This is a genomic window from Paenibacillus chibensis (genome assembly GCF_004001045.1).
Taxonomy (GTDB): Bacteria; Bacillota; Bacilli; order Paenibacillales; family Paenibacillaceae; genus Paenibacillus_AQ; species Paenibacillus_AQ chibensis.
Window position 1 is genome coordinate 43,838 of sequence record NZ_BIMK01000015.1, and the last position, 16,241, is coordinate 60,078.

The 16,241-nt window shown below is 49.5% G+C and carries 17 protein-coding genes; 1 reads left to right on the plus strand and 16 read right to left on the minus strand.

Annotated features, from left to right (window positions below; translation table 11 throughout):
* Window positions 1-390, plus strand: coding sequence for a cupredoxin domain-containing protein (locus PCH05_RS13480; protein WP_127602922.1), 390 nt, complete (start codon window positions 1-3; stop codon window positions 388-390).
* Between the two features lie 70 nt (window positions 391-460).
* Here the strand turns inward: PCH05_RS13480 and PCH05_RS13485 are convergent, their stop codons facing one another.
* From PCH05_RS13485 to xseA, 16 genes are all read right to left on the minus strand, one after another.
* The gene (locus PCH05_RS13485; RefSeq protein ID WP_246049549.1) at window positions 461-682 is read right to left on the minus strand and encodes a DUF3006 domain-containing protein; all 222 of its coding nucleotides are present in this window, start codon (window positions 680-682) and stop codon (window positions 461-463) included.
* 9 nt (window positions 683-691) lie between these two features.
* Complete coding sequence (locus tag PCH05_RS13490; protein WP_127602924.1) at window positions 692-1,579, minus strand: ComEC/Rec2 family competence protein; 888 nt, start codon at window positions 1,577-1,579, stop codon at window positions 692-694.
* 18 nt (window positions 1,580-1,597) lie between these two features.
* Window positions 1,598-2,449 (minus strand): stalk domain-containing protein, encoded by an 852-nt coding sequence (locus tag PCH05_RS13495; protein ID WP_127602925.1) that lies wholly within the window; start codon window positions 2,447-2,449, stop codon window positions 1,598-1,600.
* 160 nt (window positions 2,450-2,609) lie between these two features.
* Window positions 2,610-3,119 (minus strand): metallophosphoesterase, encoded by a 510-nt coding sequence (locus PCH05_RS13500; RefSeq protein ID WP_127602926.1) that lies wholly within the window; start codon window positions 3,117-3,119, stop codon window positions 2,610-2,612.
* A gap of 461 nt (window positions 3,120-3,580) precedes the next feature.
* Window positions 3,581-4,588, minus strand: a complete 1,008-nt coding sequence (locus PCH05_RS13505) for an anti sigma factor C-terminal domain-containing protein (protein ID WP_127602927.1) — start codon at window positions 4,586-4,588, stop codon at window positions 3,581-3,583.
* The gene (locus tag PCH05_RS13510; RefSeq protein ID WP_164766645.1) at window positions 4,585-5,085 is read right to left on the minus strand and encodes an RNA polymerase sigma factor; all 501 of its coding nucleotides are present in this window, start codon (window positions 5,083-5,085) and stop codon (window positions 4,585-4,587) included. The genes PCH05_RS13505 and PCH05_RS13510 overlap by 4 nt, the downstream gene beginning before the upstream one ends.
* A gap of 212 nt (window positions 5,086-5,297) precedes the next feature.
* Window positions 5,298-6,104, minus strand: coding sequence for a sporulation transcription factor Spo0A (gene spo0A, locus PCH05_RS13515; RefSeq protein ID WP_127602929.1), 807 nt, complete (start codon window positions 6,102-6,104; stop codon window positions 5,298-5,300).
* A gap of 184 nt (window positions 6,105-6,288) precedes the next feature.
* On the minus strand, window positions 6,289-7,626 hold the full coding sequence (gene spoIVB / locus PCH05_RS13520) for a SpoIVB peptidase (RefSeq protein WP_127602930.1): 1,338 nt from the start codon (window positions 7,624-7,626) through the stop codon (window positions 6,289-6,291).
* A 105-nt stretch (window positions 7,627-7,731) separates the two neighbouring features.
* A complete protein-coding gene (gene recN / locus PCH05_RS13525) occupies window positions 7,732-9,468 on the minus strand; it encodes a DNA repair protein RecN (protein ID WP_127602931.1) in 1,737 nt (578 codons plus the stop codon).
* Window positions 9,469-9,497: 29 nt separating this feature from the next.
* Window positions 9,498-9,947, minus strand: coding sequence for a transcriptional regulator AhrC/ArgR (ahrC, locus tag PCH05_RS13530; protein ID WP_127602932.1), 450 nt, complete (start codon window positions 9,945-9,947; stop codon window positions 9,498-9,500).
* 26 nt (window positions 9,948-9,973) lie between these two features.
* Entirely contained in the window at window positions 9,974-10,456 is a 483-nt protein-coding gene (locus PCH05_RS13535; protein WP_127602933.1) for a hypothetical protein, read from the minus strand.
* A 210-nt stretch (window positions 10,457-10,666) separates the two neighbouring features.
* Window positions 10,667-11,530: a TlyA family RNA methyltransferase gene (locus tag PCH05_RS13540; protein WP_127602934.1), complete on the minus strand. Its 864-nt coding sequence runs from the start codon at window positions 11,528-11,530 to the stop codon at window positions 10,667-10,669.
* Window positions 11,531-11,554: 24 nt separating this feature from the next.
* Window positions 11,555-13,462, minus strand: coding sequence for a 1-deoxy-D-xylulose-5-phosphate synthase (gene dxs, locus PCH05_RS13545; RefSeq protein ID WP_127602935.1), 1,908 nt, complete (start codon window positions 13,460-13,462; stop codon window positions 11,555-11,557).
* 252 nt (window positions 13,463-13,714) lie between these two features.
* Complete coding sequence (locus PCH05_RS13550; RefSeq protein WP_246049552.1) at window positions 13,715-14,581, minus strand: polyprenyl synthetase family protein; 867 nt, start codon at window positions 14,579-14,581, stop codon at window positions 13,715-13,717.
* 31 nt (window positions 14,582-14,612) lie between these two features.
* A complete protein-coding gene (gene xseB, locus PCH05_RS13555) occupies window positions 14,613-14,876 on the minus strand; it encodes an exodeoxyribonuclease VII small subunit (RefSeq protein ID WP_127602936.1) in 264 nt (87 codons plus the stop codon).
* Window positions 14,857-16,227 (minus strand): exodeoxyribonuclease VII large subunit, encoded by a 1,371-nt coding sequence (gene xseA / locus PCH05_RS13560; protein WP_127602937.1) that lies wholly within the window; start codon window positions 16,225-16,227, stop codon window positions 14,857-14,859. Before xseA ends, xseB begins: the two co-directional genes overlap by 20 nt.
* Window positions 16,228-16,241: the final 14 nt, after the last annotated feature.

Below are 16,241 nucleotides of genomic sequence, written 5' to 3' on the forward strand. Positions count from 1 at the left end.
ATGAAAAAGAAATTATTCTCTCTAATCGCTGTTGCTGCTCTTTCCGCATCTGTTCTTGCGGCTTGCGGCAACGATGATTCCAGCTCCAGCAGCGCATCCGATTCTTCGTCTTCCGCAGGCGGGGATACGAAAGAAATCACCGTCAACGCGAAAAGCTTTGAGTTCTCGCCATCTGAAATCAAAGTGAAAAAAGGCGATAAAGTCAAATTGACTTTGAAAAATACGGACGGTGCGCATGGTTTGGAAATTCCCGAGTTCAATGTGAACCTGCAAAAGGACGGCACTGCTGAATTTACAGCAGACAAAGCCGGAACATTCGACTTCGACTGCTCTGTAATGTGCGGCGCCGGCCATGACAACATGACGGGTCAACTGATTGTAGAGGAATAATCTATATATTTGTATATATCTTTTATTCAACAAAAAAAACTCTTCAACTTGTTCAAGTTGAAGAGTTTTTTTAATCTTCCCACACATCATCCATTAATTTTTTGATATCACGGGTTCGCTTCCGTGTCAGTGCGGAATTCGGAACCCATCTTTCCCCGTTCCATTCCACGACGTCCCCTGTTTTGACATTAACGTCCACGTTCCTTTTCGGGATGGCCTCAACGGTTCCTTCGATCTCGATGTTGCAGTAATCGCCTTCGTATCCTTCGATATATCCAATATTTCCTTTCACATGCGCCACTCACCTTTCTGTGACAATATGAAGTGATTTCCCGTCCGATGTGATCGTGATGGTTCCCTGCTGATCATTTCGGTATACTTCTACTCCCTGCTTTTGCAATCGATTTAACACGGCGCTTTTAGGGTGCCCATAAGTGTTGCCCTTTCCCACCTGAATGACCGCGTATTTCGGTTGGACTTGCTTCAAAAATTTCAGTGTCGTGGATGAATTGGATCCATGGTGCCCGACCAAAAGAACATCCGCATGCAGATCGGCACCCGAAGCAAGCATATCCTTTTCGCTTTCCGATTCGGCATCTCCCGTCAGCAAAAAGGACGTATGACCGTAGGTGACCTTAACGACCGCACTCATGTTGTTTGTATTCTCATAAGTACCGTTCGGAGCCAGCATATCCACGTGCACCTGATCATCCAGATCAAAGGAGAGGCCGGCTTTGGCCGTTTTGACCTTCAAGCCCTTATTTTTGATCGATTGGAGCAAGGATTCGAATGTTTTGGTGTTGGACTGCACCTTAGGCATATATATGGCGCTAACCGGCAGATGATCAATCACTTTGTCCAAACCGCCGATATGGTCCGCATCCGGATGTGTCCCGATAACGACATCGAGTTTCTCAATATGATAGGTTTTCATATAATCCAGCATCACTTGCTCTTTATCGTTGTTGCCTGCGTCGATCAGCATCGTCTTACCGGAAGGGGTGACCAGTAGCTGCGAAGCCCCCTGTCCCACGTCCAGAAAATATACTTTCAGCTTTTGTCCGTCAACCGGATCCGTTGTTCCTGCTCCTGGCAAATCTCCAAGGCTGCAGCCCGCAACAATGAACATGCTAATCGCGGCCAACATGATTAGGATGCGTGTGTATGTACGACTCTTAGATGTTATCATAATCTTCCTTTCCCGGTTTTACGGACGGTATTCCGGATAAAATTCGAAGCTTGCGTCCCCGGCTTGCAATAATCCGTCCTTGTAAATGTACGTTAACTTGATATCACCCACGAATTCCGCAGGCGAAACCTGCACTCCCGTCGTCGCGGTCAATTTGCCGTCCTTTACGGCAAACTGCATCACGCTTCCGATTCCAGGCTTGAAGCCGTTCGAATCGCCACCAGAGAACATCAAGTCTTGGGGAAGCGTGTAATGCTTATCATCGAGAGAGACATCAAGCGCTTTATCGGTGTAGGTGCCTTTGAATCGCTTCATTAATGCGGTCAAAGCATCCTCCACGAGGATTTGATCCCCTTGAGCATTATACACAAGCGCGTTCGACTGGTAAACTCCGGTACCGTAACCCGTCGTCAAGATGACGACGACTTCCGGTTCGCCGTCTCCGGTCACGTCCTTGAATTCGATCCATGGCGCGTAGGAAGGGTTCATGACATTGTACCCAGGCAGGCTGCGGCTGAATATCGGCGTTTTGATTAGCAAATGATCATAGGTGCCGGTTTCCGTTTGGTTACCTGTGATTTGGATGGTCTTGTCTTCGGATTCGGCGATCTTCACGCCGGCTTTATCGTTAACCGCAACGGTGTTGGTCTTCTCGTCGTATGAAACTTCCTTGCCGAACAGCTTGCCGAATTCCTTCACCGGAAGCATCACGACGCCGTCGACCTTTTGAGCCGCCTTGGCGGTCACGAGCTCCGTGCCGTTCAATACGATTTGTATGGGATTGGCCTTTGCCATGGCCATGATGGATGTGCCGGATATGATAACAACTGCGGCTGCCGAGGCAGCGATAATCCATTTTTTATATGTCAACGTGAAGCTCCTTTCTTAACGCTTAAGCTCCGCTTTTCAGTTAATGCCTTTCTGCTACTTTAATACTACTTTCTTGAGACAGGCATTTCCAGCCAAAACTTTGTAACCTTTACCAGCGAAGCAGCAAAAAGATTTGAGCTTTACGCTTGTCAGAGGATCGTTACTGCTCCTCGTCCGGGACCAGGCTGTTTTTGATCTCGTCAAAAGAAACGGGCTTGTAGTCCCACAGCTCCACGCTGGCGTTAAAATAATGCTTCCCTTCATACTTTTGGCTGTGAATATGACCGTGAATATTAACGTATGGCATATGCTTGTTCATATACAGCGGTTCATGGGATAGTAGGAAGAAGGATTGATAGATGATCGGGAATTCGCTTACTTCTTGAAACCCGGCGTCCAGCCACCAAGCCTTGCTCCGTCCGCGGTCATGGTTACCCAGAATGAGGAACTTGTGTCCGTTTAAACGTTCCACGATCGCCCGTGTCTTGTCTTTGTTGTAAAAAGAAAAATCGCCAAGGTGAAAAACCTTATCCTCTTTCGCCACAACCGAATTCCACTGCTGAATCATATATTCATCCATCTCATCCGCATCGCGGAACGGTCTGGATTCAAAATCGATAATTTTCCCATGACCAAAATGATGATCCGAAATCACGAATACGCGGCCCATTTTCCATTTCCTCCCTTATTATATATCCAATTATAACCTAGTCTCTTTCACATTTTACAAATTTATCTGAAAATCATGCTTTCCGAAATATCAAAACGAAGAAAGGCACACTCTTTCTATAGCGACTATCGCTATAAAGAATGTACCTTCTACACCGCCTTGCATCTATGGATCAACTTATGAAAAATCTCTGTTCGAGCTCCACCTCTTCAATCCACACGTCCTGTATGGCGCTATCTTTGATATATTTCCATGATTCATAATATTCCTTTGTCATATATAGCTTGACCTTGAATCGTTTGCCCATATCAAATTTGACCTTATACCCAACAATCTTTTTAGACACTTGCACGACATCTCCCATGAATATTGTGATAGCAATAGTGTAACACAAACCCAAGCCGCCGTTAGCTATTCCATGAAAAAAGTCCAACGAACATGCGTGCATCACCTCTCCCGGCTCAATACTTGCTTACAATCGCCCCCAGCACTGCTGCCCGCACATAACTTTTGGTTCGTAAACCGAGCAACGCTTCCGGACTGCCGGTCACGACAACGCCTATATTATGTACATCATCCGGTGTCGGTTCGGGATTGCTGCCTCGTAACGAGTCGAAAATCTGATGATATTCCCAATTAAAATTCCCCTTATGCTTCAATCCTGTTTGGATGAAAGAAATGAAATTTTGCTCGTTGTTTTCAAAAATGTCCTCGCTGTCGGCATAGGCCGAATATCCATAGACATTGCTGCTGGATACCGGAAGATACGGAATTTCTCCCAGAAATTTTACGTAGTCCGCTGAATACGTATCGACCCAAAACCAGCGCGCGTGCACGCCCGCAGGCAGCATCGAACGAATCTCCTTCGAAGTATAGCTGCGGTCGAAGGAGACCGCCATCTCCACTCTTTTTTCCGGATCCATGGCGCCCAGCTGATTCAGCTCGTTCAGCATCTTCGTATACCGCACGTCCGGATGATAGAACAAAAGCTCTCTCTGCCCGTTATGCACATTGTAGGATCTTGCAAAATTCATGCCCTGCTCCACCATCTCCGGATCTGTTACGCTAAGCGGGGAATGGCCGCCTTGATAACGCGAAAAATGGTTTAACACATTGTACTGTATTTTCTCCTCAGCCCACGGGAGCGGAATTCCTTCGATGACTTTATAGGTTTGATACATCGCCGTCCCCCCCCAGATTCCGTCCAGTGACTGCAACTCACCAAGATTCACATTCGGTTCCGAAATTTTCTTGAATTGATTAAGATCTTCATAAGCAAAATTCAAGCTGCGTGTCAGCAGCATTCGATTCGCCACCAGCAGGCCAAAGAGAATCAGGAGTGTGCAAAGCACCGAAATGAGGACATTCCGAAGGATCGTTTTTCTTTTGGTCCTTTGGAGCAGCTTGCGGAAATTCTTTTCTTCGCTTGGATCAAGCTCATCCAGGCCATCTGTAAACTCATGATTCATATGCGAATGTCTCCTTCAACAATTTTTTTGAACACCTTTCTGGCGCGGTATAATTCCGTTTTGATCCGCTCTGTCTTTACATTCATCAGCCGGCCGATTTCGTCATAGCTAAGGTCCATTTCATACTTCATAATAAGCAGCTGCTTGTACTTATGAGGGATTTGATCCAAAAGCGCCCTTATTTCTCGACTCTTTTCTTTCTTCAAATAATCATCTTCCGGAGAATACTCCCCGTGCAAAGAAACGGTTTCGATCGGTACGCTCTTCCCTCGCTTGATCTCTTTTCTGTACAGGTCGTAATATTTGTTGGTGGCAACTTTAAACAGCCAGGACGTAAACTTTTCCGGATCGATGGATTCAACATGCCCCAACCCTTGCAGAAGGGTATCCTGAACAATCTCCTCCGCATCGGGCGGACGTGCGCCGATTCGAATCAAGTAGCGTTGAATCGTCGTTCCTTTTCCGAGTAATTGCCTTATGAAAGCATCATCGTTCATTGCCCGCTCCTTTCCACTGACATAACGAAGAAAAGCGATGGTATGTATACAATCCATATAAATTCTCTTAAAATTCCGGACTACAATTTGGCTTAAAAACATAAAAAACCGCCGTTCATTGGATTTCCGCGAAACCCAATCAACAGCGGTCTTTGACAAGCGTATCATATTTAAAACAATTTGGGAGTACGAATTCAATGCCCCTAACCCTTTCAGGACACCTTGTGCTCGATTCTCAGCTTGTCTGCGACCATGGCGATGAATTCGCTATTGGTCGGCTTCGACTTGCTGATATTGATCGTGTAGCCGAACAGGTGGCTGATGGAATCGATGTTGCCGCGCGTCCAGGCGACCTCGATGGCGTGACGGATGGCGCGTTCCACGCGGGAAGGCGTCGTTTTGAATTTTTCGGCGATGGCCGGATAGAGCGTCTTCGTGATGGCGCCCAAAATTTCAATGTTGTTGTACACCATCGTAATCGCTTCGCGCAAGTACTGATATCCTTTAATATGCGCAGGAACGCCGATTTCATGTATGATCGACGTAATATTGGCGTCCAAATTTTTGCCTTTGGCCATCGGCACGACATTGGATTTGATCGTGGATGTCATGCTGACATTCCCCGCCGTTACACTCTGTCCGCCTACAAGCTGACGAATCCGGCTCGCAAGAACTTCCATATCAAACGGTTTAAGGATGTAATATGAAGCTCCAAGCTGCACAGCCCGTTGAGTGATGTTCTCCTGGCCGAAAGCAGTCAGCATGATGATCTTGGGTTGCGGAGACAAGTTCATTTCCCGCAGGCGTTCCAATACGCCCAAACCGTCCAAGTGTGGCATGATAATATCCAAAATCAGAACGTCAGGGACTTTTCGTGATTCACTTATCATATTAAGTACTTCCTCGCCGTTATAGGCGATTCCCGTAACCATCATATCTTCTTGCTCCGTAATATACTCTGCAAGCAAATTTGTGAATTCACGGTTGTCATCCGCCAACAAAACCTCGATTTTTTGCACTGGCTGCTTCCTCCTTAGAATCATTATCCAATTTTTTTTGTCTGAAATAGTTTTCGACATCCGAATTTAAATTCCTTCTGTCGAAAATTATTTTTGTTTATTTTTTTTTGTTGTTGATTTATAATAAATAATTTCATTCAAATTCCTATGTATTTCTTCTTTTTACGACAAAAAATCTTAAGGCTCAGCTAGCCTTAAGATTTGATGCGTTGTCTTTTGCTTGCCCCGGAATCACGCCTGAATCCTGAAGCATCCATTCGATGAAGCAGCCGTAACCGGATTTCGGATCATTCACGAATACATGCGTTACCGCTCCGATCAGCTTGCCATCCTGTACAATGGGACTGCCGCTCATTCCTTGAACGATCCCGCCCGTTTTTTCGATCAGACGAGGATCCGTGATCCGCAGCACGAGTCCCTTGGTAGCGGGCGCATCCTGTTTGGCTACGTGAACGATATTTACCTTGAATTTTTCAACCTGCTGGCCATCCACCACCGTCAGAATTTCAGCTGGACCTTCCTTAACGTCCTGGGCGAATGCAACGGGAAAACCCTCTTTATAAAGGCTGTAATCCGGGTTTTGATTCATTTTTCCGAAGATGCCGAAATGCGTGTTGCGTTCAATATTGCCTAAGATTTTACTGTCTTTCAGAAAATGCGCTCTTTTCTCTCCGGGTTCCCCATCCTGCGATTTAGAGATGGATGTAACACTGGACTGCAGGATTTCTCCGCTGCCAACCGTTATCGGCGTTTGCGTGTTCATATCGGTAATGACATGACCGAGTGCTCCATATACGCCTTGGTCAGGAGCATAAAAAGTCAATGTACCTACCCCGGCAGCGGAATCGCGGATATAAAGTCCAAGCCTCCATTTGCCTTCGCTTTGGTCATAAGCCGGCGTCAGCTTTGTTTTCATCACTTTGTCTCCGCGCTTAAACGTGATTTCCAGCGGCTGCTTGCTTTTGCCGGCATCCTCCACAATTTGGGATACCTTCGTAATGTCCTGAAGCGATACCCCATTCATGTGCGTCATTAGATCACCGAGCTGAATACCTGCATTTTCTCCCGGGGAAACTCTTGACGTAGGGTCGACATGCACCAGATGGTGACCTACAACCAGAATCCCTGCCGATTTCACCTTAACCCCAATCGTCTGTCCTCCCGGAATGACCTTTAAGCCCGGTATGACATGGATCTGTACCGTTTTAAACGGGATCTTGCCAAACAGCTTCAACGTCAGCTTGGCTCTGCCGCTTTGCTGGGGGTGCAGCTGAAGCGGATGCTGAGGCGAAACCTTGAATGTCGGAGAAGCCGAACCATTCAACTGCAGCACATCCGGACGGTCCACGGTTGCCTGTGCCGCCACCGGCATGGCCAACTGAACGGAGCCCGTGTCGCCAGCGAACATCTTGATTTCGCTAGGGATGGCTTTCAAGCTTTGCACAGGTGCGGTAATGCTTAAACAACACAGAAAGAAGACAATGAAAAGACCGAGCATTTTATTCCTGAGGCTGGAGTTCAATGGCTGTCACGCTCCCTTTTGCTTCTTTCGCTTGACGAAAAAGGTGATCGCCAATTGCGTACCTTTAAGATTACCCTGCCCTCAGGCTTTTATTACTGTCAATCATTACTCTGGTGCGGTTTTGGCAGCTTTCCGCTCCTCCGCCAGCTTCAGCATTTCCTGGGCATGATGGAGCGTTTTTTCCGTGATTTCGACGCCTCCCAGCATCCGCGCCAGCTCCTCCACCCGTCCTTGAAGGGATAGCTCCTCCACACGCGTCATGGTGCGTTCGCTTTCAATATTTTTTTCGATCAAATATTGATGGTCCGCCATGCAGGCCACCTGCGGCAAGTGAGTGATCGAGAACACCTGGCAATCCTCTGCCAGCTTATCCAGCTTCTCGGCAATCGACTGCGCCGCTCTGCCGCTTACACCTGTATCCACCTCGTCAAAAATGAGAACGGGAATGCGGTCATGCCTTGCAAAAATGCTCTTCATCGCAAGCATCATCCGGGACAGCTCACCGCCGGAGGCGATTTTGCTCAGTGGTCGCAGAGGCTCGCCGGGATTCGGGCTGATCATGAATTCCGCAACGTCGATGCCTTGACGCGTCAACCTAACCTTCTGTCCATCGATCTCTGCACCCTTCGAGTCCTCCAGTCGATCCAGCCGGACCTCAAGCGATGTCCGCTCCATGTGCAGGTCTTTCAGTTCCTTCTCGACCTGTCCGGCCAAATCCGCAGCGCACATTTGACGCGCACGGCTCAGCTCAAGGGCGGCTTCGATCAAGCCCCCGAGCATTTCGTCCCGCCGTGATTTGAGCTCCTCAAGCCGTTCATCCTTGTTCTCGAGCGTATTCGTCTCCTGCAAAATATTATGGTAATACCCGAGAATTTCATCCACACTTTCTCCATACTTACGACGCAAGGTTGAGATGAGATCGAGCCTTTGCTCCACTTCATCGAGACGTTCCGGATTAAACTCCACTTCATCCCGGTAATCGCGAAGTTGAAAGGCTGCATCCTCCAACTGGTAATATGCCGATTGAAGCTGTTCCAGAATCGGCTTCAGCTCCTTCTCATCATATTGTACGACATCTTCAAGCCGGGACACCGCCGTGCTGATGGTCCCGAGGCCCTGTTGACCATAAATCAGGTCGTAAGCGCCTGACACGGAATCCATCATTTTCTCGCTATGGGATAGCTTGACCCGTTCTTCCAGAAGCCATTCATCCTCGCCGGATTTTAAGGAAGCCGCAGAGATTTCCTCCAGCTGAAACCGGTACAGATCGAGCATCTGGTATGTTTTCTGGCTGTTATTCATCAGCTCCCGGTATTCCTTCTCAACTTTCGAAAAGGAAGCATACTGCTCCTGATACTGCTTCTTTACCGGTCCGATCACGGCTTCGCCGTAGGTATCGAGAAGATGCAAATGGCGGTCGGCACGCATCAGATTCTGATGCTCGTGCTGGCCGTGAATATTGATCAGCTGCTCGCCGATCTCCCGCAGCATCGTTAAATTGACGAGCTGCCCGTTGATGCGGGAAGTGCTTTTCCCCTGACTGGTCACTTCCCTGCGTATAATCAGATACTCTTCCCGATCGGCATCAATGCCGATTTGCTCCAGCGCATTCCATACAGGATGACTTTTATGCAGCTCGAACATCGCCTCAATTTCCGCTTTATCGCAGCCATACCGAATCAAATCGGCTGAGCCTCTTCCGCCGGCAATCAGTCCGAGTGCATCAATGACGATCGATTTGCCGGCACCCGTTTCCCCTGTCAGGACATGAAACCCTGCATGAAATGACACATCCACCGCCTCAATAACGGCCAAATTACGAATGCTTAATGTCATCAGCATTTAAAAGCCCCTCCCTCAACACCGCTGATTTATGAAATATAGCTTTTGATAAGCTGAACCAGGCTCTCGCTGTCCTCATTGGTTCGGCAGATCATCAGAATGGTGTCATCGCCGCAAATGGTTCCCATGATCTGGTTCCATTCCATATTATCGAGCAATACCGCAATGGCGTTGGCCGTGCCCGGGAGGGCTTTCATGACCACAAGGTTGTTGGTGTAATCGATATGCACGAAATTGTCCACAAGGGCCCGCTTCAGCTTCTGGATCGGATTGTAGCGCTGGTCCGTCGGCAGGGAATATTTATATCTCCCGTCGTCCATCGGTACCTTAATGAGCAGCAGCTCCTTGATATCTCTCGAAACCGTTGCCTGCGTAACTTGAAAACCGGCTGCTCGCAGAGCTTCAACCAGCTCGTCCTGTGTTTCGATTTCATTATGCGTAATGATTTCCCTAATTTTAATGTGTCGTTGACCTTTCATAAGAACCTCCTGAAAAAATCTTATATTTATTCATCATATCCAATGGCATCCTCTTCATCCCAATCAAAATGGATGCAGGCGACCTCATGGTTCTCCACATCCACATACAGCACGCCGCCACAGCCCGGATACAGCAAAAAGTAAGGGAGCAACCGATCCCTGATCGAGCTTCCGGTCCAATCCATGGGCATCCGGCTTCGTGCCACTTTGACCAGGTAGAGAATGTTCTCATCATTCCTTACAATCATATCAATAAACAAACGGCTGTAAAATTCTTCCCCATCGACGTCAAAATAAAGCGGAACCTTGATTTTGCCGCCCAGCACCTCGTATCCCGCACGCTCCAGCATATCGACTGCCGGGTGGTCGGGAATTTCTTCGTTGATAGGCATTTCCGGCACGCGGGCCGGCATCGGCTTAAACAGCCAGTTTCTCATTCCATAACCAATCCAAATCAAGAGCAGCAACCCAATCAGAACCATGACGAGCCAATCCGCCCGTTCCTCCATCCCGATCACCTCATGGTTTTATTCGCGTAAAAGGAAGAAATTCCTTTTTTGTCCGAATAGAAACCTGCAGGTGAAGGCGGTATTCCCCGGCCAGATTGCCATACGAATTACTGCATAAAGATCGATTTCAACGACATTATATCCCAAACAGACGTTCTCGTTCAAATCCATTTTAACGATCCGCAAAAAATCCTTCAATGAAAAAGAAACTCATCCTTTGGATGAGTTTCCTGTAAAGGTGTGAGCAGCCTCAGCCACAATATCATGGACAATTGCCGAAATCCGCTCATGAACGGCTCCCGGATTTTCCTCTTCAGCCACTTCGTTATCTTCGTTCAAACGCCAGTGGGCCAAAAATTCAATATTCCCCTCACCGCCTGTAATCGGTGAAAAGGTCAGCCCGTTGAGCTCAAACCCCAGCTCATGGGCGAAGGTCAGAATATTCATCAGCACTTCGCGATGTACAGCCGGATCACGGACCACACCGGATTTGCCGACCTTCTCCCGCCCTGCTTCAAATTGCGGCTTGATCAATGCCGCAACATCTCCCGGTCGCTTCAGCAGCGCCTTAAGCGGGGGCAGAATGATCCGTAGGGAAATGAAGGATACGTCGATGCTGGCGAAATCCGGCTCGGGCCCTTGTAAATCATCAGGCGTCATGTAACGGAAATTTGTTTTTTCCATCACGCAGACCCGCTCATCATTGCGCAGAGACCAGTCCAGCTGATTCGAACCGACGTCGATCGCGTATACATAATCCGCTCCATGCTGAAGCGCGCAATCCGTAAATCCCCCCGTGGATGACCCGATATCCAGCATGGCTCTTCCCTGCATATCGATACCGAAGGTCTTGATCGCTTTCTCCAGCTTCAATCCCCCGCGGCTGACATAAGGATGAACCGCCCCTTTGACCCGGATCACGATGTCCCTCGGCACCTTCATGCCTGCCTTTTCAATGCGCTCTTCGTTTGCGAGCACCAGTCCGGCCATAATGGCTGCTTTGGCTTTCTCGCGGCTATCATAAAATCCCTGCTCAACCAGCAGGATATCAATCCGTTCTTTTGGCGAATTCATGTTTGTCTCCCGATTCTTTAAGCATTAAGAGGAGTATCCCGTTTTGCTGATGCCAAAGGAATGCAGCGACATCAGTTTTTTGACCTCGACGCACACGGCTTCGGACGTCAGCCCGGTCTCCTGACGCTGCTCCTTAACGCTGCCATGCTCGATAAAACGGTCCGGAACGCCCATGAGCGACACCCGCGCGTCAAAGACATGCTTCGCAGCGTAGAATTCCAGCACGGCACTGCCAAGGCTTCCCGCCTCGCTCGCTTCTTCCAGAACGATCATGTTCGTATGGCTGTGTGCCAGTTCAAGGAGCATCTCTTCGTCTACCGGTTTTAGGAAACGGGCATTAACGACGCGCAGATTAATCCCTTCACGCTTCAGCTGCTCGGCAGCATCCAGGGCAACCTGAACCATCGGGCCGCAAGCCAGTACAGCATACCCCTCGCCTTCGCGCACATTCTCCCATGTCCCGATCGGAATCGGCACAAGCTTCTCGTCAAGAGGCACTCCCAATCCGTTGATACGCGGATAACGGTAAGCGATCGGCCCGTCATCGTAATCCAAGGCTGTTTTCATCATATGGCGAAGCTCGTTCTCATCCTTGGGCATCATCAGGACCATATTCGGAAGATGACGCAGGAATGCCACGTCGAAGACGCCTTGATGGGTTTCTCCGTCCGCGCCGACGAAGCCCGCACGGTCAATCGCGAATGTCACGTTGGCGTTATGACGGCAAATGTCATGCACGATTTGGTCATAGGCCCGCTGCATGAACGTCGAATAGACGGCAAAAACCGGCTTCATGCCTTCCATCGCCAGCGCGGCGCACATCGTTGCCGCATGCTGCTCGGCAATGCCGACGTCGATCATGCGGCTTGGAAATTTCTCGCTGAACGGGATCAGCCCTGAACCACTGGGCATGGCCGGTGTAACGGCTACAATTCTCGGATCCTGTTCGCCCAGCTCGATCAGTGTTTTGGCAAATACATCGGTGTACATGGGATTCCCGGCGGACTTAAGCACCTGGCCGGATTCAATTTTGTACGGAGAAATGCCGTGCCATTTGTAAGAGTCAGCCTCGGCAGGCTTGTAGCCTTTGCCTTTGGTCGTCAACACATGCACAAAGACCGGACCTCGAACGTTGTCCGCCTGCTTGAAGGTCTCAATCAGCTTTTGGGTGTCATGTCCGTCCACCGGTCCGAGGTAAGTCAGGCCGAGCTCCTCGAACAGCACGCCGGGTACCATCATATATTTCAGGCTGTCTTTCAGACGGGAGCCGGTTTTGGCCAGCTTGCCGCCGATCGCCGGAATTTTCTTCAGCAGAATCTCAAGTTCGTCCTTCGCGCGCAAATAATGGCGGTCGGAACGAATTTTGCTCAGGTAATTGTGCATTGCGCCCACGTTCGGGGCAATGGACATTTCGTTGTCGTTCAGGATGACCATCAAGTCTTTTTGCTCATGACCGATATGGTTCAAGGCTTCGAAAGCCATACCGCCGGTCAAGGCGCCATCGCCGATAATCGCGACGACTTTGTTGTGTTCTCCTTTGAAATCCCGGGCGAGAGCCATGCCCATGGCAGCCGACAATGAGGTGCTGCTGTGACCAGCCTCCCATACGTCATGCTCGCTTTCATTTCTTTTAACGAATCCGCATAGCCCTTTGAACTTGCGAAGGGTATCAAACTGGTCCATCCGGCCGGTCAGCATTTTATGAACATATGCCTGATGTCCGACATCAAAAATAAATTTATCACGTGGACTGTCATAGCAGTAATGCAAGGCCAGCGTGAGTTCGACCACTCCCAAATTTGATGCGAGATGCCCTCCGGTCACAGACAGCTTCTCAATCAGAAATTGACGGATTTCAGCCGCCAAAACATTGAGCTCGTCAACCGATAGAGATTTGATTTGTTGCGGCTCTTTAATTTGCGGAAGCAGCACGTTGATCTCCCCGCTTTCCTCGATATAATAGAGTAATTTCTTTTCTTCCGGCTATCATCTACATAAATTGAAGTAAAGTAAGAATAAATCCTTTCCTGCATCCTTACGGTTCCCAAGAAAACAAGATTAGCTTTAAGTTCACTTTATCTAGGAAGCCTATTGTCTTGTATATGGTTACGCTTTCCTCACAGAAACAGCGATTCTTTTCGTCATTATATCACAAAACGCGCCGCAAACATAAAATGATGCCGATTAGTGGTCCCGATTCATCAGATAATCAGCGATCTGCAGCAGCCTCGACGGATCTGCGAATCCGGCTTCAAGAACCGCGGCCTTCGCTTCCCTTGTGAGCCTTTCCACTTCGATCCGGGATGCTTCAAGCCCGATAAAATAGGGATATGTGACTTTTTCCTGCTTCATGTCGCTTTGTGTTTTTTTACCCAGTTTAGCTTCGTCGCCAACAATATCCAGAATATCGTCTTGTATCTGGAATGCAAGCCCAAGCTTGCGTCCAAACGTGCGCAGCGCCTCGAGCTTTAATGCATCCGCTCCGGCAATTCGGCCCCCCGCAAGCAGCGAGAACATGATAAGGTCGCTCGTTTTGTGAAGATGGATATACTCCAGCTGGGACAGCTCGGTGAGGCCCTGCTCGCCTTCCATGTCGGCAGCCTGTCCTCCCACCATGCCTCTTGGGCCGGCGAGCTCGGACATATCCATTGTGATTTCCACGACCCGCTCAGCAGGGACTCCGTGCAGCCCCGCTAGGCGCGCAACAAGGTAGAAAGCATGTGTCAATAGGGCATCTCCGGCCAGAATTGCCGCAGCCTCCCCGAACACCTTATGGTTCGTCAATTTGCCGCGGCGGTAGTCGTCATCATCCATGGCCGGTAAATCGTCATGAATCAGGGAATAGGTATGGATCATCTCAACGGCACAGGCAGCGTCGAGAGCTGCATCCATATTGCCTTCCAGAACTTCGCAGGCAGCCATCACAAGCAGAGGCCGCATACGCTTTCCCCCGGCCATCAGAGAATACTGCATCGACTCCCGAAGTGTGGACGGAACATGCCAGTTTGCCGGAAGACTCTCCTCCAGTCTCGCTGTGACCCTCTCAACGATGTTTTGGTGATACGCGGTGAAGGACACCTGTTCACTCAATTGCGTCACCGCCGTTTACGTCAAGCTCACTGCCGAACGGCTTTTTCCGCAGCTCGCCATTTTCTTCAACAATCATTTCGATTCTGCGTTCCACCTGTTCGAGCTTTTGGCTGCAGAGCTGCGACAGCTTCATTCCTTCCTGAAAAAGCTCGATCGCTTTCTCCAATGGGACATCGCCGTGCTCGAGCTCGCCGACGATATCCTCCAGCTGAATCATGGCGTCCTCAAATTTGAGTTCAATTTCCTTGTCCGTCATTTTGCCCATCCTCCTTCATTCCCCATACCTGGCATGAAAGCTGACCGTCGCTTACCTTGATCTGGACCAGATCGCCAGGCTGAACGTCTTTAATCGATTTAATGAGATGCTTCTCCTGCTCATCGTATACGAGGCTGTAACCGCGCGCCATAACCTTAAGCGGGCTCAAGGCGTCCAGTTGTCTCAGGGATGAGCGCAGCTGAGACTGCCTGTTTTTCAACATCGTCTGTATCAGCGATACCAGCTGTTTACGGCTGACTTCATTCCGCTTGGTGGCATATGACAGCTGCTCCCGCGGATTATATCTCATCAGTCCATGATGGATTCTGCTTTGCTTCTCTTTGCTGAGGCTCAGCTTCGTACGCAAGCTTCGTTCAAGACGCTGCCCCAGCATATCCAGACGCTCCGCATGCTGCAGCATATATCTTCGCGGATGCATCAGCACAGGAGACCGCTGCAGTGAAGTCAGAAGCTGCCTGCTCCGCTTCACGCGCTCCAAAAGCAGCTGCTTCAGCAGACGACGGCGCTGTTGAAGCCTTTCGTTCAGCTCGGCTGCATGCGGCACGGCCAGCTCGGCTGCTGCCGTCGGCGTTGCAGCCCTCAGATCCGCGGCAAAATCCGCGATGGTAAAATCGGTTTCATGCCCTACTGCAGATATCACCGGAATATAGGACGAGCGAATCGCCCTGGCGACCGATTCTTCATTGAATGCCCATAATTCTTCAAGCGATCCGCCGCCACGACCGACAATCAGCACATCGGCCTCTTCCATCTCGTTCAAGTCGCGGATCGCGCGCACAATCGATGGAGCTGCCCCTTTGCCCTGCACCAGAACCGGATACAGCACGATTTTGGCCTGGGGATAACGGCGTCCGAGGGTAATCATAATATCCCTGACAGCCGCCCCCGTCGGGGAGGTGATCACCCCGATGGTTTCAGGAAACTCGGGAATCGGTCTTTTTCGTTCGACCGCGAACAAGCCTTCTTCCTCGAGCTTTTTCTTCAGCTGCTCGAAAGCGAGGTACAAGCTGCCGATTCCGTCCGGCTGCATGTGCGTGGCATAAAATTGATACTGCCCGTCCCGTTCGTAGACCGTCACGTTCCCCCGCGCAATCACCTTGGCGCCTTCCTTGGGTACAAAGGGAAGCCGCTGATTGTGGGATGCAAACATAATCGCCCGGATCCGGCTTCCCTCATCCTTAAGCGTGAAATACATATGACCGCTGGAGTGATGGGTAAAATTCGAGATTTCCCCTCGAATCCAGACATCGGATAGCAAGACATCCGAATCCAGCTTCATGCGGATGTATTTATTTAAATCCTTGATTGAAAAAATACGTTGTGGTTCCATAGGAGAACCCCCCT